The 21,769-nt window shown below is 60.6% G+C and carries 22 protein-coding genes; 14 read left to right on the top strand and 8 right to left on the bottom strand.

Going from position 1 to position 21,769, the window contains the following annotated elements; all coding sequences use genetic code 11:
* Positions 1-127 precede the first annotated feature (127 nt).
* Positions 128-580, top strand: coding sequence for an Rrf2 family transcriptional regulator (locus tag ACFWHB_RS00880; RefSeq protein WP_005326180.1), 453 nt, complete (start codon positions 128-130; stop codon positions 578-580).
* 92 nt (positions 581-672) lie between these two features.
* Here the strand turns inward: ACFWHB_RS00880 and ACFWHB_RS00885 are convergent, their stop codons facing one another.
* Positions 673-1,185 (bottom strand): ferredoxin-type protein NapF, encoded by a 513-nt coding sequence (locus tag ACFWHB_RS00885; protein WP_395949291.1) that lies wholly within the window; start codon positions 1,183-1,185, stop codon positions 673-675.
* Between the two features lie 137 nt (positions 1,186-1,322).
* Here ACFWHB_RS00885 and ACFWHB_RS00890 point away from each other — a divergent pair, with 137 nt between their 5' ends.
* Both ACFWHB_RS00890 and rmuC read left to right on the top strand, forming a co-directional pair.
* On the top strand, positions 1,323-1,538 hold the full coding sequence (locus ACFWHB_RS00890; protein WP_025325331.1) for a hypothetical protein: 216 nt from the start codon (positions 1,323-1,325) through the stop codon (positions 1,536-1,538).
* Between the two features lie 49 nt (positions 1,539-1,587).
* The gene (gene rmuC, locus ACFWHB_RS00895; protein ID WP_395949292.1) at positions 1,588-2,919 is read left to right on the top strand and encodes a DNA recombination protein RmuC; all 1,332 of its coding nucleotides are present in this window, start codon (positions 1,588-1,590) and stop codon (positions 2,917-2,919) included.
* An 81-nt stretch (positions 2,920-3,000) separates the two neighbouring features.
* Here the strand turns inward: rmuC and ACFWHB_RS00900 are convergent, their stop codons facing one another.
* The 5 genes from ACFWHB_RS00900 to def form a co-directional block, all read right to left on the bottom strand.
* Complete coding sequence (locus ACFWHB_RS00900) at positions 3,001-4,443, bottom strand: TrkH family potassium uptake protein (RefSeq protein ID WP_106885271.1); 1,443 nt, start codon at positions 4,441-4,443, stop codon at positions 3,001-3,003.
* A 93-nt stretch (positions 4,444-4,536) separates the two neighbouring features.
* Positions 4,537-5,913: a Trk system potassium transporter TrkA gene (gene trkA, locus ACFWHB_RS00905; RefSeq protein ID WP_025325334.1), complete on the bottom strand. Its 1,377-nt coding sequence runs from the start codon at positions 5,911-5,913 to the stop codon at positions 4,537-4,539.
* Positions 5,914-5,993: 80 nt separating this feature from the next.
* Complete coding sequence (gene rsmB / locus ACFWHB_RS00910) at positions 5,994-7,286, bottom strand: 16S rRNA (cytosine(967)-C(5))-methyltransferase RsmB (RefSeq protein ID WP_395949293.1); 1,293 nt, start codon at positions 7,284-7,286, stop codon at positions 5,994-5,996.
* A 60-nt stretch (positions 7,287-7,346) separates the two neighbouring features.
* On the bottom strand, positions 7,347-8,291 hold the full coding sequence (gene fmt, locus ACFWHB_RS00915) for a methionyl-tRNA formyltransferase (protein ID WP_395949294.1): 945 nt from the start codon (positions 8,289-8,291) through the stop codon (positions 7,347-7,349).
* Positions 8,292-8,303: 12 nt separating this feature from the next.
* Positions 8,304-8,816 (bottom strand): peptide deformylase, encoded by a 513-nt coding sequence (gene def / locus ACFWHB_RS00920; RefSeq protein WP_025325337.1) that lies wholly within the window; start codon positions 8,814-8,816, stop codon positions 8,304-8,306.
* Between the two features lie 108 nt (positions 8,817-8,924).
* On the opposite strand from def, the gene ACFWHB_RS00925 reads away from it, so the two are divergent.
* The 7 genes from ACFWHB_RS00925 (at position 8,925) to aroE (ending at position 15,020) form a co-directional block, all read left to right on the top strand.
* Entirely contained in the window at positions 8,925-10,013 is a 1,089-nt protein-coding gene (locus ACFWHB_RS00925; RefSeq protein WP_395949295.1) for a LysM peptidoglycan-binding domain-containing protein, read from the top strand.
* A gap of 1 nt (position 10,014) precedes the next feature.
* Positions 10,015-11,130: a DNA-processing protein DprA gene (gene dprA / locus ACFWHB_RS00930; protein ID WP_395949296.1), complete on the top strand. Its 1,116-nt coding sequence runs from the start codon at positions 10,015-10,017 to the stop codon at positions 11,128-11,130.
* Entirely contained in the window at positions 11,123-11,596 is a 474-nt protein-coding gene (locus tag ACFWHB_RS00935; RefSeq protein ID WP_025325340.1) for a DUF494 family protein, read from the top strand. The genes dprA and ACFWHB_RS00935 overlap by 8 nt, the downstream gene beginning before the upstream one ends.
* Positions 11,597-11,651: 55 nt before the next feature.
* Positions 11,652-12,209 carry a DNA topoisomerase family protein gene (locus ACFWHB_RS00940; protein WP_139745007.1) on the top strand — a complete coding sequence of 186 codons (558 nt, stop codon included), beginning with the start codon at positions 11,652-11,654 and terminating at the stop codon, positions 12,207-12,209.
* Between the two features lie 314 nt (positions 12,210-12,523).
* Positions 12,524-13,084 carry a Sua5/YciO/YrdC/YwlC family protein gene (locus ACFWHB_RS00945; RefSeq protein ID WP_395949297.1) on the top strand — a complete coding sequence of 187 codons (561 nt, stop codon included), beginning with the start codon at positions 12,524-12,526 and terminating at the stop codon, positions 13,082-13,084.
* A gap of 101 nt (positions 13,085-13,185) precedes the next feature.
* Positions 13,186-14,094, top strand: coding sequence for an oxygen-dependent coproporphyrinogen oxidase (hemF, locus tag ACFWHB_RS00950; protein ID WP_163148941.1), 909 nt, complete (start codon positions 13,186-13,188; stop codon positions 14,092-14,094).
* A gap of 104 nt (positions 14,095-14,198) precedes the next feature.
* A complete protein-coding gene (gene aroE / locus ACFWHB_RS00955; protein ID WP_289986747.1) occupies positions 14,199-15,020 on the top strand; it encodes a shikimate dehydrogenase in 822 nt (273 codons plus the stop codon).
* A 1,012-nt stretch (positions 15,021-16,032) separates the two neighbouring features.
* On the opposite strand, the gene yihA is transcribed toward aroE, so the two are convergent.
* On the bottom strand, positions 16,033-16,689 hold the full coding sequence (gene yihA / locus ACFWHB_RS00960; RefSeq protein ID WP_395949298.1) for a ribosome biogenesis GTP-binding protein YihA/YsxC: 657 nt from the start codon (positions 16,687-16,689) through the stop codon (positions 16,033-16,035).
* A gap of 143 nt (positions 16,690-16,832) precedes the next feature.
* Here yihA and ACFWHB_RS00965 point away from each other — a divergent pair, with 143 nt between their 5' ends.
* From ACFWHB_RS00965 to hemN, 4 genes are all read left to right on the top strand, one after another.
* Positions 16,833-17,450, top strand: a complete 618-nt coding sequence (locus ACFWHB_RS00965) for a c-type cytochrome (RefSeq protein ID WP_041206664.1) — start codon at positions 16,833-16,835, stop codon at positions 17,448-17,450.
* Positions 17,451-18,245: 795 nt separating this feature from the next.
* Positions 18,246-18,821, top strand: coding sequence for a Der GTPase-activating protein YihI (gene yihI, locus ACFWHB_RS00970; RefSeq protein WP_111911643.1), 576 nt, complete (start codon positions 18,246-18,248; stop codon positions 18,819-18,821).
* 11 nt (positions 18,822-18,832) lie between these two features.
* Positions 18,833-19,273 carry a DUF2489 domain-containing protein gene (locus ACFWHB_RS00975; protein ID WP_111911641.1) on the top strand — a complete coding sequence of 147 codons (441 nt, stop codon included), beginning with the start codon at positions 18,833-18,835 and terminating at the stop codon, positions 19,271-19,273.
* A 31-nt stretch (positions 19,274-19,304) separates the two neighbouring features.
* Positions 19,305-20,678, top strand: a complete 1,374-nt coding sequence (hemN, locus tag ACFWHB_RS00980; protein WP_111911639.1) for an oxygen-independent coproporphyrinogen III oxidase — start codon at positions 19,305-19,307, stop codon at positions 20,676-20,678.
* Between the two features lie 76 nt (positions 20,679-20,754).
* On the opposite strand, the gene add is transcribed toward hemN, so the two are convergent.
* Positions 20,755-21,756 (bottom strand): adenosine deaminase, encoded by a 1,002-nt coding sequence (gene add / locus ACFWHB_RS00985; protein WP_111911637.1) that lies wholly within the window; start codon positions 21,754-21,756, stop codon positions 20,755-20,757.
* Positions 21,757-21,769: the final 13 nt, after the last annotated feature.

A 21,769-nucleotide genomic window follows, 5' to 3' on the forward strand; every position in this document is an offset into this window, starting at 1 on the left:
TCTTAACCTTGTCACTCCACGACCCGGCTGAAGAAGCGACACCTGTGCGGGCGCACGTGCAGTCTCACCTCTCTGGCCACTGGCTGTCGTCCTGATTTCTGGCTTGTAGTAAGAGGCAAGTGCGACCATGCAACTGACACGATTTACCGACTACGCCCTGCGTACCCTGACCTTTCTGGCTATCCAGCCCGGTGATCGCCTGTCGACCATCACGGAAGTGGCCGACACCTTCGCCATCTCCCGCAACCACGTGGTCAAGATAGTGCATCAGCTCGGCATCAAGGGGTACATCGAAACGGTACGTGGCAAGCATGGTGGCATCCGTCTCGGCCGCTCCGCCGTCTCCATCAACCTGCGCGATGTGGTGATGGACATGGAGCACGTGCTCTGCCCGGTGGATTGCAAGCGTGAGAACTGCCGCCTCTCCGGCGGCTGCCGCATCCAGGGCATACTGCGCCGCGCCATGAACGCCTTCCTCGAGGTGCTGGGGGAATACACCCTGGCGGATGCGGTGCGGGATCCGACCCGGTTGTGCCACCTGCTTGGCATCGAGCAGGACAATATCCTGACCATGGCCTGAGGGTCATGACGGTGAAAGGGCCCCTCGGGGCCCTTTTTGCTGTCTGGCATGCATGCCGGGGACGGATGTGAGTGCGTCGGATGCTGGAGTCGTCAGAGCTGGGGGATCAGGGTGATGGCGCCGTGCAGGCAGGCGAGGCCGCAGGCGCCGCAACCGTCGCAGGCCGCCATGTTGACGCTCACCCCCTCGCTGCTGGCCTTGATCGCCTGCTGGGGGCAGGCATCCTCGCACAGCAGGCAATAAAAGCCCTGACGGGCCTGACAGCTCGACTCTATCCTGACCCGGGTCTGCACCTGGCGGCCGAGCCGCAGGTCCAGCGCCCCGGTGGGACAGGCTCTGGCGCAGCTGCCACAGTAGCTGCACTGGCCGCAGGCGAGATCCAGCACAGGGGTGCCGGCTATGGGGGTGCCGACATATTCGGGCTGGTCGGCGGGTTTGAGCAGGCCGTTGGGGCAGGCCTTGAAGCACTCGCCGCAGCGGCGGCACTGAGCGAGGAATTGCGGCTCGTCGATGGCCCAGGGCGGGCGCGCCTCGTGGCAAACCACGTCCGGTTTGCGGGGGCCCCCCAGTGCGTGCGTCAGCCAGCGACAGAAAAAATGAGTCATGCTCACCCCTATACCTATTAGGGGTTAATTTTATCCAGTTTTCCGCTGGCAAGCCAGAGAATAGCGCCAGCCAGGATCGCAAGCCGGGTTGCCCTTGTGTAAGCTAGGCGGGTCTTTTTGCGGGATCTGATGAACTCATGTGGTTATTTCTGTGGCGTGCTTCTCTGCTGTATATCTTCCCCCTGCTGATGTGGGCCTACTGCCGTATCAAGGAGATCGAGTTCACCGAGCTCGACACCGGGGTCAACAGTCACAAGTGGGTGGTGCTGGCCGCCTACCTCATCTATGTGCTGTTCTGGTTGCTGCTCAACCGTTATCTCGAACTCTTCCTGCGCCAGCGGAGCCGCCGATGATCGCCGCACGCGTTGATGTCCAGCGCTTCCTGTGTCAGCGGAGTCGGCGATGATCCTGATGACGACCTGGCTGCCTGCCTTGCTGGCGGGTCTGCTGGCCCTGCTCCTCGGCTGGCTGGCGGGGCGTCGCACGGCCCGGGAGGAGACACTGCTCACCGAGGAGCGCCATCAGGCGTTGCAGGACAGGTTCGACGAGCTGCAGGACGAGAAGATGCTGGGCCAGCAGAAGCTGGAGCAGCAGCAGGCCCTGCTGCTCAAGCTCACCGCTCGCCTCAAGGATGCCGAAGCCACCCTGCGCAGCGAGCGCATCGCCAGCGCCGAGAAGCTGCAACTGCAACAGCAGGCGGAGGCCCGCCTCAGCCAGCAGTTCGAGAACCTCGCCAACCGTATCTTCGAACAAAACTCCGGTAACTTCCGCGAACTGAACCAGCACAGCCTGGATCTGCTGCTGACACCGCTCAAGGAGCAGCTCGAGGGTTTCCGTCGTCAGGTGGGGGAGACCCACGCTCAGGAGACGGCCCAGCGCCACAGCCTCAAGTTCGAGCTGGAGCGCCTCGCCGAGCTCAATGCCCGCATGACCGAAGAGGCCGCGGCCCTGACCCGGGCCCTCAAGGGTGACAGCAAGCAGCAGGGCAACTGGGGTGAGGTGGTACTGGCCCGTATCCTCTCCGAATGCGGCCTGCGTGAGGGCCACGAGTACCACACCCAGGTCAATATCGAGGTGGACAAGGGCAAGCGCTATCAGCCCGACGTCATCGTCCACCTGCCCCAGGACAAAGACATCATCATCGACGCCAAGGTGTCGCTGACCGCCTACGAGCGCTGGTACAACGCGGACGACGATCTGGAGAAGGCGGTGGCGCTCAAGGAGCACGTTGCCTCGGTGCGCAACCACATCCGCGAGCTGGGCCGCAAGGATTACCAGCAACTGCCCGGGGTGCGCACCCTGGACTATGTGCTGATGTTCGTGGCGGTGGAGCCAGCCTTCCTCACCGCCCTGGAGGCCGATCCCTCCCTGGTACGTTACGGGCTGGATCACAACATACTGCTGGTGAGCCCCACCAACCTGATGGTGGCGCTGCGCACCATAGAGAACCTGTGGCGCTACGAGCGGCAGAACCAGAACTCGCGCCAGATAGCGGAGCGGGCCGGCCGCCTCTACGAGAAGCTGCGGCTCTTCGTGGAGGAGATGCAGCAGATGGGGGGCAGCCTGCACAAGGCGCAGGAGAGCTACGACAAGGCGATGGGTCGGCTGGTCAACGGCCGTGGCAACCTGATCGCCCAGGTCGAGCGTTTTCGCGAGCTGGGAGTGGAGGTCACCAAGCCCCTGCCTGAGCCCCTGGTCAACCGCGCGCTGGAGCGGGAAGACTCCGCCGACTGAAGCAAGGGCGACGGTCGAACGCAGACAAAAAGGGCAGCCCGCGGGCTGCCCTTTTTGTCATGGTGATCCGCCACTCCGGCCTCATTGGCGCCAGAACGAGGGGAAGAAGATCACCGCCACCGTCAGGATCTCGAGCCGTCCCAGCAACATGCCGAACGACAGTATCCACTTGGCCGTATCCGGCAGACTGGCGAAGTTGGTGCTGGGGCCTATGACGGGCCCCATGCCGGGGCCCACGTTGGCCACCGCCGTGATGGAGCCCGAGATGGCGGTCAGGGGATCCAGGCCTATGGCGGCGAGCAGGGCGGCGATCAGCAAGATGATGGCGAAATAGGCCAGCACGAAGGAGATCATGGATCGGATGATGGCGTCGTTGACCGGACGGCCGTTGTATTTCTGGGGGAAGACCCCCGAGGGGTGCATCAGCTGGCGCATCTGCTTCTTGAACAGGGCGAAGGCCACCTGTATCCGGAAGATCTTGAGCCCGCCGGCGGTAGAGCCGGAGCAGGCGCCGAGCGCCAGCAAGATGATGAAGATGATGCTGGTGAGGGGCCCCCAGGTGCCGAAGTCGCCGAGGCCATAGCCGGTGGTGGTGATCACAGAGACTATGTTGAAGCTGCTGATGCGCAGGGCATCCATAAAGCCGTAGATGTCCCGGACCCACAGATAGAAGGTAACGACGACGGTGACCCAGACCACCAGCCAGAAGAAGCCCTGGACCTGTGCATCCTTGAGCAGGCTGTTGTCACGGCGGGAGAGGGCTTGCACATAGAGCAGGAAGGGCAGGCCGCCGAGGAACATGAAGAGGGTGCCAATCCAGTGCGCCGAGTTGGAGAAGTGGGACATGGACTGATCCGAGGTGGAATAGCCCCCGGTGCTCAGCGTCGTCATGGCGTGGTTGACCGCCTCGAACAGCGTCATGCCGCTCACCCAGTAGGCGAGGAAGCAGAGCATGGAGAGCACCAGATAGACCACCACTATGTTGTTGGCCACCGTCTTGGCGCGGGGCGCGCTCTTGTCTGACCAATCCGAGCTCTCGGTCTGGAACAGTTTCATGCCGCCGACGTTGAGGTAGGGCAGCACGGCCACCGCCATCACGATAAAACCCACGCCCCCCAGCCACTGCAAAATGGAGCGCCACAGCAAGATGCTGTGGGCCATGCCGTCCAGCCCGGACAGCACTGTGGATCCCGTGGTGGTGACCCCCGACATTGTCTCGAAGTAGGCGTCGGTGAAGTCGATGTGGTTGATGAAGAAGAAAGGCAGGGCGCCGAAGATGCAGGCCACCACCCAGACCGAGGTGGTGAGCAGGAACATCTCCCGCACCCCGAGGTGAAACTCCACCTTGCGCCCATGGTGCAGGCAGAGCAGGGCGGCGCCGTGGGTGATCAGCACGGACTTGAGAAACTCGACGAAGCCCTCGGAACCGGTGAACAGCGCCAGCAGGGTGGGCAGCCACATGAAGAGGGCCAGCTTGGAGAGCACCAGCCCGAGGGTGAAGACGATGGGACGCAGCTTGATCATGCAAGATAACCTGGTCGTTGATTGAAAAAAGACCCGGACCTTTCCTCTGGGAAATGTCCGGGTCTGGATGTCGTAGCCTGTTGCATGGAGGGCTTACAGGAAGAAAGGACTGGGCTGGAACAGGCGTTCCACTTCAGGGATGTACTTCTTGTCCACCAGGAACATCACCACGTGGTCATCCTGCTGGATCTGGGTGCGATCGTGGGCGATCAGCACCTCATCTCCCCGTACCACGGCGCCTATGGTGGTGCCCGGCGGCAGCTTGAGCTCACCCACCGTCTTGCCCACTACCTTGGAGGTGTTCTCGTCACCGTGGGCTATGGCCTCGATGGCTTCGGCCGCCCCGCGGCGCAGGCTGTAGACGTTGGCGATGTCGGCACGGCGCACGTGGGTCAGCAGGGCCGAGATGGTGGCCTGCTGGGGCGAGATGGCGATGTCGATGGAGCCGCCCTGCACCAGATCCACGTAGGCACCTCGCTGGATCAGCACCATTGTCTTCTTGGCACCCATCTTCTTGGCGAGCAGGGCCGACATTATGTTGGCCTCGTCCTCGTTGGTCACCGCGATGAAGACGTCGATCTGATCGATGTGCTCCTCCGCCAGCAGCTCCTGATCCGCCGCGTCGCCGCAGAAGACTATGGTGTTTTCCAGGTTCTCCGAGAGCTGCTCCGCCCGCTTCTGGTTGCGCTCTATGAGCTTGACGCTGTAGCGCTTCTCCAGCTGGCGGGCGAGGCCGGCCCCTATGTTGCCACCCCCGACTATCATGATGCGGCGATAGGGGCTCTCGAGCCGTTGCAGCTCCGACATCACGGCCCGGATGTGGCCGGCGGCGGCGACGAAGAACACCTCGTCATCCGCCTCTATGATGGTGGTGCCTTGCGGGCGGATGGAGCGGCCCTGGCGGAAGATGGCGGCGACCCGGGTCTCTATGTTCGGCATGTGATCCCGCAGGGTGGAGAGCGCATTGCCCACCAGGGGGCCGCCGTAGTAGGCCTTGACCGCCACCAGACCCACCTTGCCACCTGCAAAATCAACCACCTGCAGCGCGCCCGGATACTCGATGAGGCGACGCACATAGTCGGTCACCAGCTGCTCGGGGGCGATCAGGTGATCCACGGGTACGGATTCCGGCAGGAACAGCCGATCCCGCTCCACCAGATAGGCAGGGGAGCGGATGCGCGCCACCTTGTTCGGGGTGTTGAACAGGGAGTAGGCCACCTGACAGGCGATCATGTTGGTCTCGTCACTGTTGGTGACCGCGACCAGCATGTCCGCATCCTGGGCCCCCGCCTCGCGCAGCACCCTGGGGTGGGCGCCGTGACCGTTCACCACCCGCAGGTCGAACTTGTCCTGCAGCTCCCGCAGGCGGTCGCTGTCGGTGTCGACTATGGTGATGTCGTTGTTCTCGCCGGCGAGGTTTTCCGCTAGCGTGCCACCCACCTGACCCGCACCCAGAATGATGATTTTCATATGGACATCTTACTCAAGATTGTTGCTTCGAAACGAGGCAAGCCAGCCTGTCGCCCGGACTCATCATCCGGGGGCAGGGCCTACAGCTTGATCAGCTTGGCATAATAGAAGCCGTCCATCTCCGCCTCGCCGGGCAGGAACTGGCGACCCGGGCAATCCGGGTTGTCCTGCTCGTGCAGCGGCACCAGGCGGGCATCCTTGGTGTCAGCCAGGAAGGCGCGGATCTGGTCGCGGTTCTCTTCCGGCAGCACAGAGCAGGTGGCATAGAGCAGGGTGCCGCCGCTTTTGAGCTTGCCCCAGAGGGCGTTCAGAATGCGGCGCTGCAGCTCGGCCAGCTCGCGGATGTCCTGATCCCGGCGCAGCCACTTGATGTCGGGGTGACGGCGGATGACGCCGGTGGCGGAGCAGGGGGCATCCAGCAGGATGCGATCGAACTGGCCCTCTGGCCACCACAGGTCCGGCGTGCTGGCATCCCCGTGGATCACCCGGGCGGTTAGGCCGATACGATCCAGGTTCTCCTGCACCCGGGTGAGGCGGTGCTCGTCCGCATCCACGGCTACCACACCGGCGAGGGCGGGTTGCAGCTCCAGCAGGTGGGCCGTCTTGCCGCCGGGGGCGGCGCAGGCGTCCAACACCCAGTCACCCGGCCGGGGATCGAGCAGACGGGCGGCCTGCTGGGCGGCACCGTCTTGCACCGAGCAGTCACCGGTTTCGAAACCGGGCAGCTTGGTCACGTCGCAAGGGCGCTCCAGCAGTATGCAATCCTCACCCTCTTCGCCGACGACCGCATTGATGCCCACTTCGGCCATGCGGGCCAGCATCTGCTCGCGGCTCTGGCGCTGGCTGTTGTTGCGGATCCACATGGGGGGACGCTGGTTGTTGGCCTCCATGATGAATTCCCAATCCTCGGGATAGGCCTGACGCAGGCGCTTGGTGATCCACTCGGGATGGCCGAGACGAATGCTGGGGACGCGGTCGATGCGCAGCAGTATGACTTCGGCGCTGCGCTGGAAGTTGCGCAGCACGCCGTTGATGAGGCCGCGCAGTGAGGTGCCCTTGAGCAGCTTGACGGCATTGACGGTCTCGGCCACGGCGGCATGAGCCGGAATGCGGGTGTAGATGAGCTGATAGAGACCGACCAGGATCAGATAGTGGAAGATGCGGCTCTTGTTCTTGAGCGGCTTGTCCATCATCTCGCTCACCGCAGCGTCGAGGCGGGGCAGCCAGCGCAGGGTGCCGTAGCAGAGTTCTTGCAGGAGGGCGCGATCGCGAGGCGCCACCTTCTCCTGGGCAGCAGGCAGAACAGCGGAGAGGGATTGGCCCTGATCCAGCACCTGTTGAATAACGAGAGCGGCCTGTGCACGTGTTTTCATAGAGTTACCTTAGATGCGCAAGTCGGGGCCTGGGCCCCGCTTGTGTCAATTCAATCCAGTTCAATGCAATTGCGTGCCGGGTTCAAACCAGTCGCGGCGAGAGTTGAGCAGATCCGGGACGGACATGGCCTTCTTGCCGGGCGGTTGCAGGGTCAGCAGACGCAGCACCCCCTTGCCGGTGGCGACGTCGATCCCCTGCTTGTCGGCCTTGAGCAGGGTGCCGGCGCTCTGGCCATGGTCGCTGTCGATGACCTCGGCCTGCCACACCTTGATGGTCTGCTCCGCGGCCTCGAACCAGCTGATGGGCCAGGGGTTGAAGGCGCGAATGCAGCGCTCGATGGCGACGGCCTCCATGGACCAGTCGATGCGCGCCTCTTCCTTGGAGAGCTTCTGGGCATAGTTGGCCAGCGCATCGTCCTGCGCCTCGGCAGCGGTTTCACCGGCGGCCATGGCGTTAAGGGTGTCGACCAGCGCCTGCGGGCCCAGCTCGGCCAGCTTGTCATACAGGCTGGCGGAGGTTTCGTCGGCGGCGATGGGGCAGCTCACCTTGCGGATCATGGCGCCGGTATCCAGCCCCACATCCATCTGCATTATGGTGACGCCGGTTTCGGCATCTCCCGCCCAGATGGCGCGCTGTATGGGGGCGGCACCGCGCCAGCGTGGCAGCAGGGAGCCGTGCACGTTGAGGCAGCCGAGGCGCGGGGTGTCGAGCACCGCCTTGGGCAGGATCAGGCCGTAGGCCACCACCACCATGAGATCGGCGCCAAGGGCGGCCAGCTCGGCCTGTGCGGCTTCATTGCGCAGGGAGGCCGGCTGGTAGACCGGCAGATCGTGGGCGAGGGCCAGCTCCTTGACCGGGCTGGCGGTCAGTTTCTGGCCGCGGCCCGCCGGCTTGTCGGGCTGGGTGTAAACGGCGACGACCTCATGGTCGGAAGACAACAACGCCGCCAGATGACGGGCGGCGAAGTCGGGGGTACCGGCAAAAATCAGTTTCAGCTTATTCAATGGGGCAGATCCTCAGAGGACTTTGCGATCTTCACGGGCCATCTTTTCCAGCTTCTGACGGATGCGCTGGCGCTTGAGCGGGGACAAGTAATCCACAAACAGCTTGCCGACCAGATGATCCATCTCATGCTGTATGCAGATAGCGAGCAGATCGTCCGCTTCCAGCTCGAATGGCTTGCCGTGGCGATCCAGCGCCCGGACCTTGACCCACTCGGCACGCGGTACCAGAGCGCGGCTGCCGGGGACAGAGAGGCAACCCTCTTCGATGCCAGTGCTGCCTGACTGCTCAAGGATCTCCGGGTTGATCAGCACCAGCTGATCTTCACGGTCTTCAGAGACGTCGATGACGATGATGCGCTGATGAATGTCGACCTGAGTCGCGGCCAGGCCTATGCCTTCCTCCGCGTACATGGTTTCGAACATATCATCTACAATCTGTTGTAACTCGGGTGTAATGGTCTCGACAGGGGCTGCGACTGTGCGCAGGCGCTCATCGGGGAAACGCAATACATCTAGAATGGCCATAGTTTTTTCTTTAGTTTCATATAAACGCAGTCAATATTGACGTAATTCTAGTCATTTACGTCGACAAAAAACAGCAACACTTTGCGTGCAGAAGTAACAGGGAGTGTTATGCATCTGAAGCAAATCATCCTCGCCTGTCTGGCGACAGCCCTGGCCAATGGTGCCATGGCACAGCAGTTGACGCTGAAATCCGGCTATCCCGAGAGTTATGTGGTGCAGAAGGGGGATACCCTCTGGGATATCTCGGGCCAGTATCTGGCCGAACCCTGGCTCTGGCCACGTCTCTGGAACATCAATCCCCAGATCGCCAATCCACACTGGATTTACCCCGGTGACGTGCTGCAGCTGAGCTGGGTCAATGGTGAGCCGCGTCTGGGCAAGGCCAGCCAGGGCGGCAAACAGGTCATTCACCTGTCTCCCAAGAACCGCTACGAGAACAAGGCCAATCCCATTCCGACCCTGCCCCTCAGCGAGATAGTGCCCTTCCTGCAAACCGATCACATTCTGGCCGACAGCCAGCAGAGCAAGGATCTGCCCTATGTGCTTGGCAATAACGACAAGCATATCGGCATGCTGGAGGGGGACACCCTCTATGTGCAGGGGGCGCTGAATCCGGGTCAGAGTTACGGCATCTATCGCCCCGGGGTGACTTACAAGGATAAGCTGACCGGTGAGCAGCTCGGCCAGGAGGCGATTTTTGTCGGCACTGTGCGGGCGGAGGATCGCCAGGTCAACAATAGCACCAGAGTCACGCTGACGCACAACAGGCGCGAGGTATATCAGGGAGACAAGGTCATCCCGTTACCACCGCAGGAGAGCCTCTCTGCCGTCTTTATGCCAAAGGCGGCGCCGGTGATTTCCCCCGGTTATGTGATAGAGCTGCCGAGCAAGGTGCGCGGGGGAGGCAAGTTTGACGTTGTCCTCATCAACAAGGGGCTGCGGGATCAGATTGCCCCCGGCGATGTGCTCGAGATCCTGCGTCCGGGAGCCGAGATGGTGGACAAGAATGGCAAGGTCTCGTATCGGGAATATGCTTCCGTCTATGACAAGGCATTCCACTCTGCTGGCAAGTCGTCCCTGCCCGCCGAAGCGGTTGCCAGGGTCATGCTGTTCAAGGTGTATGACAAGCTGAGTTATGGCCTCATCCTGCAGAGCCAGGATCTGGTCAGCTCGGGTTATCAGGTCAGTAACTTCTGACGTGCCACTTCCACTCGGGCGGCTCTCGCTGTGGTTGACGCTGGATACGGTGACCGGCATAGGTCCGGTCACCGCCGCGCGGCTGCTTACGCACTTCGGCGGCGACATCGACGCCCTGTTTGACTGTGATGATGGCGTGCTGCAATCACTTGGCCTGCAATCGGCCCAAATCCGGCAGCTGAGATGGCCATCACCCCTGGTGGAGCAGGGGTTGAACTGGGCCGCGGCACCTGACAATCACCTGCTGTGCCCGGACAGTCCCGCCTATCCCGCGCTGCTCAAAGAGATCCCCGCCGCCCCCCTGTTGCTCTATTGCCGCGGGGATCTCGCATCCCTTTCTCTGCCACAGCTGGCGATGGTGGGAACCCGTCACCCCACCTATGCAGGCAAGGACAACGCAGCCCGTTTGTGTGCCGAACTGGTGGAGAGCGGTCTGGCGATCACCTCCGGATTGGCGCTGGGCATTGATGGCATCTGTCACCAGCAGGCCTTGGCATCGGGCGGTGTGACGTTGGCGGTGCTGGGCTCCGGGCTTGACTGCCTCTATCCGAAGCGCCATCAGGGCCTGGCGATGCAGATCCTAGAGCACGGCGGCCTGCTTGTCTCCGAGCTGGCGCCGGACCAGGGGCCGCTGGCGGAACATTTCCCTCGTCGCAATCGCATCATCAGTGGCCTGTCGCTGGGTACGCTGGTGGTGGAGGCGGCCGAACAGAGCGGCTCACTCATCACGGCCCGCTACGCGCTGGAGCAGGGCCGGGAGGTCTTTGCCGTCCCAGGTGCGCCGCAAAACACCCAGGCTGCGGGGTGCAACCGCCTGCTTCAGCAGGGGGCCAAGTTGGTCTTGAATGCGGCGGATGTCATGGAAGAGCTGCCAGCCCTTGTGCCATTAAAGAGGCTGGCGAACCCTTCTCCCGAGCCATTGCATAATAGCGAATTGCCTTATGCCGATTTGTTGGATAACGTAGATTATGAGACCACGAGCGTGGATACCGTTGCCGAGCGGGCCCAGCTTCCTGTCGAAGTGGTATTGGGCAGGTTGGTAGAGCTGGAGCTGGCCGGTGCAGTGATGGCGGTAGCCGGTGGATACGTCAGAGCGAGGAGGGCGAATCATGTTTGATGTATTGATGTACCTTTTCGAGACCTACATCCACAGCGATGCAGATGTGATGGTCGAGCAGGATGAACTCACCGACGAACTTAGCCGGGCCGGTTTCAATCAGGACGAGATTGAGAAGGCACTCAACTGGCTGGAACGACTGGCCAATCTGCATGACAGCGAGCGGGAGGTGTATGTCACCGCCAGCGCGCAAGGTTCGATGCGGATCTACGCCCCGCAAGAGCTGGCTCGCCTCAGCACCGAGTGCCGTGGTTTCCTGCTGTTCCTGGAACAGGCTCAGGTGCTGAACGCCGAAACCCGCGAAATCTGTATCGAGCGCTTGCTGGAGCTGGACAAGCCGGATATCGAGCTGGATGACCTGAAGTGGGTCGTCATGATGGTGCTGTTCAACGTCCCGGGCAGTGAGAATGCCTACCAGCAGATGGAGGAGCTGGTGTTTGACGAGTCAGACGGTGTCATTCACTGACAGTCCGGTGCCGCGCTGGTAGAATTCAGGCCATCTGGATTCCAAGGCGCGGCCCATGTCAAAAATAGATCATCACCTCTTTTCTGCCCACGAACATGCATTCGAGCGCGAACCGTGCCCGCAGTGTGGCGCCGAGCTGGTGATCCGTCAGGGCAAGCATGGCCCCTTCCTGGGCTGCTCAGCCTACCCCTCCTGTGACTACATTCGTTCCCTGACGCCCTCCGGCCGCGACATCGAAAAGGTGCTCGAAGGATCCGCTTGCCCCGATTGCGGCCAGCCTCTGGCGATCAAGAAGGGGCGTTACGGCCTGTTCGTGGGTTGTACCCAGTATCCGGCCTGCCAGCATATCGAGTCCCTGCAGGAGAGCGACGATACCCAGATCCTCTGCCCGGAGTGCGGCAAGGGTCATCTAGTGAGCCGCACCTCCCGCTATGGCAAACAGTTTTACTCCTGCGATGCCTATCCTCACTGCAAATACGTGGTGAATGACAAGCCTGTTCCCATGCCCTGCCCCGAGTGTGGCTGGGGCATCATGATCGAGAAGAAAGTGAGAGGGAGTCTGCGCTGGGTCTGCCCGCAAAAGAAATGCTGTCATCAGATTGAGCGGGTATAATCCTGCCGCCATGAGCCGGCTGGCAGCTTGCTGGCAAGAGGGTACTTCAGCTGGATTTATCTTCTTGCTGTGAACCGCCCTTCTACGGCCGTGCCGTTGGGCGCCGATCCCGATGCTGCCGTGCCGCCAGCCTCTTGGTCTGTTCATGTGGCCCGGCATCTCAGGCGTTGCAGTGGCCAATGATGAGCCGAGGCTCTGATGGCGGGTCAAACGTCCGAATGTACTGAAGAGGTGAGGGCTCCAAGGTGCCCTCATGTCGGTTCAACTTACAACCCAGTGATGAGAGGTGGCAGCCCGGCTGTCGCATTTTTTCTATGCCAAACGAATTTGAACAAGCGATCGCCGCCCTGTACCGCGAAGGGGTGATCGCCTATGCCACCGAGGCCGTCTTTGGCCTGGGATGTGACCCCGACTCCGAGGCCGCGGTTCAGCGCCTGCTGGCCATCAAGCAGCGTCCGGTGGAGAAGGGCCTGATCCTGATTGCCGCCGATCTGACCCAACTGCAGAATTACATCGACCTGAGCCAGCTCAGCAACGAGCAGCTTGCTCGCGTGCAGGCGAGCTGGCCCGGCCCCTTCACCTGGATCATGCCTGCCCGCACGACCACGCCGACCTGGCTGACCGGACAGTTCGATACCCTGGCGGTGCGCGTCACGGCCCATCCTCAAGTGCAGGCCCTGTGCCGCGCCTTTGGCAAACCCCTGGTCTCGACCAGTGCCAACCTGACCGGCGAGGAGCCTGCCCGTCGGGTGGCCGATATAGGTGCGCTGCTGGCAAGTCAGCTGGCCCATATCCTGCCTGGGGAAGTCGGGGGACAGGCCAATCCATCCGAGATCAAGGACGCCCGTACCGGCGCCATCATTCGTCCCTCCTGAGGGGGCGCTGATTTGCAGTCATGACGGGCGATGTGCTCATGGCGTGACACCACAATATAAAATGGACGGGACGATCAAGATCCTGCCTGACTGGAGACAAGATGAGCAAACCGGATGTGGCCCAGGTCAAGGCCTTCCTGCTGCAGTTGCAGGATGAGATCTGCCGGGGACTGGAGCAGGCTGACGGCGCCGGGCACTTCGTGGAGGATGCCTGGCGCCGCGAAGGCGGTGGTGGCGGCCGCACCCGGGTGCTGCGCCACGGCGCTGTGATCGAGCAGGGTGGGGTCAACTTCTCCCATGTCTATGGCGATGCCATGCCGGCGTCGGCGACCGCTCACCGCCCTGAACTGGCCGGTCGCAAGTTCGAGGCCATGGGCGTCTCGCTGGTGATCCACCCGCACAACCCCTATGTGCCGACCAGTCATGCCAACGTCCGTTTCTTCATCGCCGAGAAAGAGGGCGAGGCGCCCATCTGGTGGTTTGGCGGTGGCTTCGATTTGACGCCCTTCTATCCGTTTGCCGAGGATGTGCAGCACTGGCATCAGGTCTCCCACGATCTCTGTCAGCCTTTTGGCGACGATATCTACCCCGAGTTCAAGTCCTGGTGCGATCGCTACTTTTTCCTCAAGCATCGCAACGAGACCCGGGGGGTGGGCGGCCTCTTCTTCGATGATCTGAATCGCTGGCCCTTTGCCGACTGCTTCGCCTTCATGCAGGCGGTAGGTCGGGGTTATCTCGATGCCTACCTGCCCATTGTCGAGCAACGCAAGGCGCTGCCCTATGGCGAGCGGGAGCGGGCGTTCCAGCTCTATCGCCGCGGTCGCTACGTGGAGTTCAACCTGGTGTATGACAGGGGCACCCTGTTCGGGTTGCAGACTGGCGGACGTACCGAGTCGATCCTGATGTCGATGCCCCCCCTGGCCCGCTGGGAGTATGACTGGCAGCCGGAGGCGGGCAGCCCCGAGGCGTTGCTCTATACCGACTACCTCACGCCACGAGAGTGGCTGTGACTCGAGGGGCCATGACGGGCCCCTTTTTACTGGCCGATATTCGGCTTGTTCCCGACTGAGAAAACCCGTTAAATCGGGTGATCACCCTCTGATGGAACTCTTTGATGGATCGTTATCTGGTTTTTGGCCACCCGGTGCGCCACAGCAAGTCCCCCTTCATTCATACCCTGTTCGCCAGACAGACCCAGCAAGAGCTGGAGTATGGGTTGGCCGAGCCCGCCGTCGACGAGTTTGCCGCTACCCTGCGCAGCTTCTTTGCCCAGGGGGGCAAGGGGTGCAATGTCACAGTGCCCTTCAAGGAGCAGGCGTTCGCCCTGGTCGATCGGTTGAGTCCAAGGGCCAAGCGGGCAGGGGCGGTCAATACCATCAAGCTGACCGATGACGGCGTGCTGTTGGGGGACAACACAGATGGCGCCGGGCTGGTAGCCGATCTCAAGGCCCATGGGGTGACGCTGGCGGACAGCCGGATCCTGCTGCTGGGGGCCGGTGGGGCGGCTCGCGGTGCGTTGGCGCCGCTGCTGGCGGAGAAGCCGGGCGAGTTGGTCATCGCCAACCGCACTCATGGAAAAGCGCAGCAGCTGGCTGCCGAATTTCAGGATCTGGGAGCGCTCAGTGCCAGGACTTATGAACAGCTGGCGGGGCCGTTCGATCTCATCATCAATTCCACCTCCGCCAGTCTGCAAGGGGAGCTGCCACCGCTGGCACCGGCCCTGATCCACGCCGATATCGCCATTTACGACATGATGTACGGTGCGACGGACACGGCCTTCATCGGCTGGGCCAAGCAGCATGGCGCTCGTCAGACCATGGACGGGCTCGGCATGCTGGTGGAGCAGGCTGCTGAAGCCTTTACCGTGTGGCGCGGCATCCGGCCTGGCACCAAGCAGGTGTTGAGAGAACTGAAACGCAATCTGGGCACCCTGTAAGTCGGTCCGCTTATCAAGCGGGTGAGGAGTGGCACAACCGCGAGTGTGCGCTCCTGCTGGCAGGCTGTTGCGATGTCACACCCTATGTCTGAGCAGAACCTCTCTCTTCCTCGGGGGGAAAGTGCTCCCCGTGCGTGGGAGAATGAAATTAGCACCATTATAAAAATAAATATAAATTGATAGGTAACAATGGGTTGCGATGATTTCAGGCTAGTGTCGCTCACGTTTATCAAGTTTTTTCTCAAAGCAGCGGAACTTGTGCGAAATGGTGCTGACTAACTAGATAGTTGAGGAAGTGCTAGCTAGTCACCTTTATAACTCCCCGGTATTTATACTGGGGATTTTTTTATCCATTTGAAAAATATAGAAATTTACCTTCCCCATTTTTGGTGAAACTAAATTACATAAATTACTTTCACTTTCTGCTGCTTTGCTATACAGTTATCGGCGTAGGGTACAGAGGTAAGATGTTCTATCTTTCAGACCTTTTATTTCACGTAATTGAATGTGGCTGAATAGCAGCCCCGATGAGTCATCGTCGGGGTGTTTTTTTATGCGAAGTGTTTAGAGTAAATGCTTTAAACTGGACAATCTTTTGTTAGAATAGGGATGTTTCTTGAGGAAAACCAATCGTCTTTGTTCTCGAGAACTCGCTTTTTCCCAATTTTTTGAACTCATTTCTTCAGGCCGGTCCGCGACAGCGAGACTGGCCTCATTTTTATCCCTTCCTATTCCTTTCTTGTAATAAATTTTCAGTTTTGTTGATGTTCGGCATTATTCCCGGTTTGTTTGGTGGGACGGATGAAAACGGTGTCAAAGAGAGTGAAAGTTAATTCTCACAGCAGCCTAACGTCCTATCTCTCTGATGTACAAGACTTATAAGCTATAGGGATGGGTTGTAACAGAGGTTGTAACAGAAGGGGACGCGGGACAGGCCCAGGCAGGGAAAAACTGAAAGTCTTTCAATCAGCGGAGGGCCAACTCCGCTCATTGCAGCAAGAAGAGGAGCGATTTACTCCTCGATCTGGTGGTCTTCTTCTGTGTCGAACGAAGCGGTTTCGGCATTGGACAGATACCAGCCGCTCAGGGTCTGGGCCAACTTCTCGACGCCTATGTTGTTGAGGGAGGAGAAGGCTTCAACCTGGATCTGCGGACCCAGCTCGGCTACTGCCTGGCGCACCTTGATCACCTGGTTGTTGCGGGGGCCCGGGCTCAGCTTGTCTGCCTTGGTCAGCAGCAGCATCACCGGCAGCTCGCGGTGTGAGCTCCACTCCAGCATGTTCATGTCGGTCTCTTTGAGCGGATGGCGAATGTCCATCAGGATCACCAGACCTTTCAAGGATTCGCGGCGCTGCAGGTATTCAGCCAGTGACTTTTGCCACTTGAGCTTCATTTCCAGCGGAACCTGCGCATAACCGTAGCCCGGCAAGTCGACCAGGCGCTTGCCCGGTTCCAGTTCAAACAGGTTGATCAGCTGGGTACGGCCCGGTGTCTTACTGGTCCGTGCCAGGTTCTTGTGTTTGGTCAAGGTATTCAATGCAGATGATTTACCGGCGTTGGAACGCCCGGCAAACGCAATCTCGACACCCCCATCATTTGGCAGGTGGCGGATGTCGGGTGCGCTGGTCACAAAATGCACCTTATTGAAATTCAGAGTTTGTGTATCCAACGTAAATTCCCCATAGAGATAGAGGGTTATAGAGTTACTTTTTTGTGAAATCGTGTAAAATGGCGTCGTTTAAACGCGTTTATTTTAACATGCCTTCGGCGGCATGGGATCTGGAAGTCTAATAACGAGAAAGTTGGAACGCCATGAAGAACCTAGTCATTACACTTGCTCTGATGGTTGGCGTAACTGGGATGGCACAAGCCAAGGGCGATGCCGCTGCGGGACAAACCAAGGCTGCCGTCTGTGCGGCCTGTCATGGACCGGACGGCAACAGCCCAGTCGACATGTATCCCAAGATTGCTGGTCAGCACGCATCATATATCAAAAAACAATTAGTTGAACTGAAGGCTGCAGCTTCTGGCCAAACTGGTCGGGTTGCTCCCATCATGGGACCCATGGCGTTGCCTCTGTCCGATCAGGATATGGACGACCTGGCGGCCTACTTCTCCAGCCAGAAGGTGACTCCGGTTGCCGTGCCCGATGACGTGGTTGCCGCAGGCAAGGCGCTCTATATGGGAGGCGACATGGAACGTGGCCTGGCTGCCTGTACCGCCTGCCATGGTCCGCGCGGTTCCGGCGTCGAGCAGGCCAAGTATCCCAGCTTGTCGGGGCAGCACCCTGCGTATATCAAGGCGCAGCTCACCGCCTTCCGTGCGGCAGCCCGTGACAATGACCCCAATGGCATGATGCGGGATGTGGCCAAGAAGCTGACGGATCAGGATATCGAAGCCCTCTCCAAATACGTGGCGGGTCTGCACTGATAAGGTCCTGAATCTATCTTGTTGAAAAGAGCAGGGAACTCTCAAGGTTCCCTGCTCTTTTTTGGGGCTTCTGGCACCATGCCTGCAAATGCCCTGCATTGTTGTAAGAGATCCCCCATTTCCGAGTCCGGTCGGGGCTGAAACAGCGTTCAGCCTTCGATGCGGAAGCTATAACTTTCAATATGTTAAAAATGAGATGGCCACTTATCTTCATTTGAAAGCATACCGGGTGGATTGAGCCCGACTACGAAATTGTTACAGTGAGCTCATGGAATGACCTGACGAGCTGTTGGCGTGCGGGTTGGACAGGGAGTCGGCTCAGCAGACAAGTGATGAGCAAGAGAGTCAGAGACCAGGATGGTGACCGCCAGGGATGAGCGGGGCTGCGGGAGGCAACCACCCCAGAAAGACGACCGGATGTTGTCCTCATGGGTTAGACAAGCACACGCACATTCAGGATCGAGCAACAAGGGTCAGGAAGACCTAACGACATGATGCGCAGAGGTACGCCCAGGGATAAGGCGATTTGCAGCCAGGGAATGGGACTCGCATGACAGGATCAAGGCAGCTTCGGCTGCCTTTTTTCTGTTGGGTCATTAACCCGCCAAGGCATTCTGTGTCAAAATACCAGCAACATGCCCAGAGGATGCCGATCCTGCGGTGTTCAGCGACCGAATATGGTCGAATTGGTGCGGGATCCCACTCTTGTTCCAGATTTACTGTTCCCCACTTCAGCATCCTCCCCGGACGAAACAATCCCGGGGGTTTCAATCCAGTTATTTGTCGGAGTCATTCATGTCGGCCAAACAACCCACCCGCAAGCCTACCGGCAAGCGCAAAGAATCAGATGCCAGTGCCCTGGAAGGTCGTGAGCGCAAACGCGCCGCCAAGCGCAAGGGCTTGAAGGCGGGCTCCCGTCAGCAGGTCGAGCAAGGTAACAAGGGCGGTAGTGGCAAGCAGGCCAAGGATCCGCGCATCGGTTCCCGCAAGCCGGTCGTGCTGATCGTGGAAGAGAAGAAGTCCCAGTCCGTGGTGGCCAAACCACAAAAAGAGAAGAAGTTGGTGATGACGCCCGAGCAGGAGCTGGCCTCCATCGAGAATGATGATCGCCTGAACGATCTGCTGGATCGACTGGATGCCGGCGAAACTCTGGAAGCGGCCGAGCAGGCCTGGGTCGATCAGCGCGTCGATCGCTATCAGGAGCTGATGGACGAGCTCGGCATCATAGACACCGACGAAGATGACGACGGTGATTTTGACGACGTCGAGTATGAAGAGCCAAGACAGCCTGCCTCCGAGGAAGAGCTGTGGGAGCGTTTCAGCCAGGTTGACTATCAGCCCGAACCCAAGCCCGAGCCGAAGAAGAAGTGATGAGTGGATGGATGCTGGCCGCCCTGCTGGGGGGCCTTGTCTTGCTGGGGCTGGCTGTCTATGCCGGCACCCTGCTGGCACGTCTCAAGCGTCAGCACGACATGCAGCGGCAGGCCATCGCGGCCCGCAACGAGCGCATCCTCGACAGCGTCAGGGTGATAGCCCATGCGGTACGGGATGGTCAGTGCGACTACTCGGAGGGGGCCATCCGGCTGACCAACCTGCTGGATGCCTTGCAGATCAAGGGAGGGCGAGCCTTCGCCAATGAATTCCCTGGTCTCTATGGCCTCTACGAGAAGGTGAAGGAGATGCCGACTCACGAGGCGAGGCGAGCCCTCAAGCGCAACGAAGTGATGAAGATGGATCTCGAACGCAGCGGCTACGAGGCCGAGCTGGAGGCGCAGATCCTCAAGGATGTCGCCCGACTGAAGGACTTTCAGCTAAGCCGGTGAGCCCTGGATAACAAAGAAAGAGGAAGTAAGCGTGCAAGCAGAACAGATTGTGTGGGATCAGGCCCTGATCGAGAAATATAACTACAGCGGCCCGCGTTACACCTCCTATCCCACCGCGCTGGAGTTCAACGAGGGCTTCGGTTATCCGGACTTCGTCCAGGCCGCGGGCCAGTATCCGGCGCGCAATCTGTCGCTCTACGTGCACATCCCCTTCTGCCACAAGCTTTGCTACTACTGCGGCTGCAACAAGGTGATCACCCGTCACCAGCACAAGGCCGATCAATACCTCGATTACCTCGAGCAGGAGATCAAGGCGCAGGCCCCCCTGTTCAAACACCGGCTGGTGACCCAGCTGCACTGGGGCGGCGGCACCCCCACCTATCTGAACGAAGGGCAGACCCGTCGCCTGATGGCCATCTTGCGGGAGCACTTCCGGTTTGAGGATGAGGGGGAGATCAGCATAGAGGTAGACCCGCGCGAGATCGAACTCTCCATGCTGGATGTGCTGCGGGAGCTGGGCTTCAACCGCATTAGCCTCGGCGTGCAGGATTTCAACAAGGCGGTCCAGGTCGCGGTCAACCGCGAGCAGGACAACGACTTCATCCGCGCCATGCTGGAGCGCGCCCGGGCATTGGGGTTCCGCTCCACCAATCTCGACCTCATCTACGGCCTGCCGCACCAGAACCGGGAGAGCTTCCACCACACCCTGGAGGAAGTGCTCAAGACGGATCCGGCCCGCCTCTCCATCTTCAACTATGCCCACCTGCCGAGCCGCTTCGCCGCCCAGCACAAGCTGAAGGAGGAAGACATGCCGGCGCCCCGGGAGAAGCTGGCCATGCTGCAGGACACCATCGCCTTCCTCACCGGTCAGGGTTATCAGTTCATCGGCATGGATCACTTCGCCAAGCCCGATGACGAGCTGGCGGTGGCCCAGCGCGAGGGCAAGCTGCACCGCAACTTCCAGGGCTACACCACCCAGGGGGATTGCGATCTGCTGGGGCTGGGGGTCTCTTCCATCAGCATGATGGGGGATGCCTACTCCCAGAATCAGAAGGATCTCAAAACCTATTACGCCCAGGTGGAGACGCTCGGCCACGCCCAGTGGAAGGGGTGCTCCCTCAACCGGGACGATCTGATCCGCCGCGAGGTGATCAAGCGCCTCATCTGCGACTTCTCCCTGAACTTCGCCGCCGTCGAGCAGGCCCATGACCTGGTCTTCCGGGAGTACTTCGCCGAAGATCTCAAGCTGCTGCAGACTTTCATCGACGATGGTCTGGTGCGCATGACAGACGACGGACTTGAGGTGGTCTCCACCGGTCAGCTGCTCATTCGCAACATCTGCATGTGCTTCGATGTCTACCTGCGCAGCAAGGCGCGCCAGCAGCAGTTCTCCCGGGTGATCTGAACCGGCAGCCCGGCGCTGAAGATAAAAAAACCGCCTCTCGGCGGTTTTTTTATGGAGTAAGCAAGCGGCTCAAGACTCAGCGGCTGGCGGCGCGGGCGCTCAGCTCGGCTTTCTCGCCATCGCTCAGGAAGGCCAGGGTCAGGCCGTTCTGCTGGGCGGTGCGGATCTCGCTCGCCGTCATGCCGGCGGCCGGGGCGGCCACCTCGTATTCATGGGGCAAGTCAATGCCTTCCACTGCGGGGTCGTCGGTGTTGAGGCAGGCCAGCACGCCGGCGGCCAGGAACTGGCGGATCGGGTGCTCGGTCAGGCTGGCGACAGTGGTGGTCTGGATATTGGAGGTGAGGCAGGACTCGATGCCGATGCGGTGCTCCGCCAGATAGGCCATCAGGGCCGGATCCTGGACGGCCTTGACACCGTGGCCGATACGCTCGGCGCCCAGATCGCGAATGGCCTGCCACATGCTCTCGGGGCCGGCCGCTTCACCTGCGTGCACTGTCACCCGCATACCCGCATCCCGCACCTTGCGGAAGTGATCGGTGAAGAGGTCCCCCGGGAAGCCCAGCTCGTCACCGGCCAGATCGATGGCGACCAGCTTGTCACGGTGGGCCAGACAGGCGGCCAGCTCCTTGTTGCACTGCTCGGTGCCGAAGGTGCGGCTCATGATGCCGATGAGGTTGGTCTTGATGCCAAAGTCGCGGCTGCCGGCGGCCACGCCGTCGATGATGGCTTCCACCACGCCCTGCGGATGCAGCTTGTGGGCCATCGCCATGTAGGCGGGGCTGAAGCGCAGCTCGGCATAGTCGATGCCGGCGCGCAGCAGATCTTCCACGTTCTCGTAGGCGACCCGGCGGCAGGCGTCGTAATCGGCCAGCACGGCCACGCCCCAGTCCAGTTTCTTCAGGAAGGCCACCAGACTCGGCTCGTTCTCGACGATCTGCACGTGAGGGCGCAGGGCCTCCAGCTCATCGGCTGGCAGCTGGATGTTGTGCAGGCGACCCAGCTCGAGAATGGTCTGCGGACGGATGTTGCCATCCAGATGGCGGTGCAGGTCGGTCAGGGGGAGGGATCTGTCAATCATGATGGCGCCTTCT

Source organism: Aeromonas mytilicola subsp. aquatica, from assembly GCF_044336385.1.
GTDB classification, from domain to species: Bacteria; Pseudomonadota; Gammaproteobacteria; order Enterobacterales; family Aeromonadaceae; genus Aeromonas; species Aeromonas rivipollensis.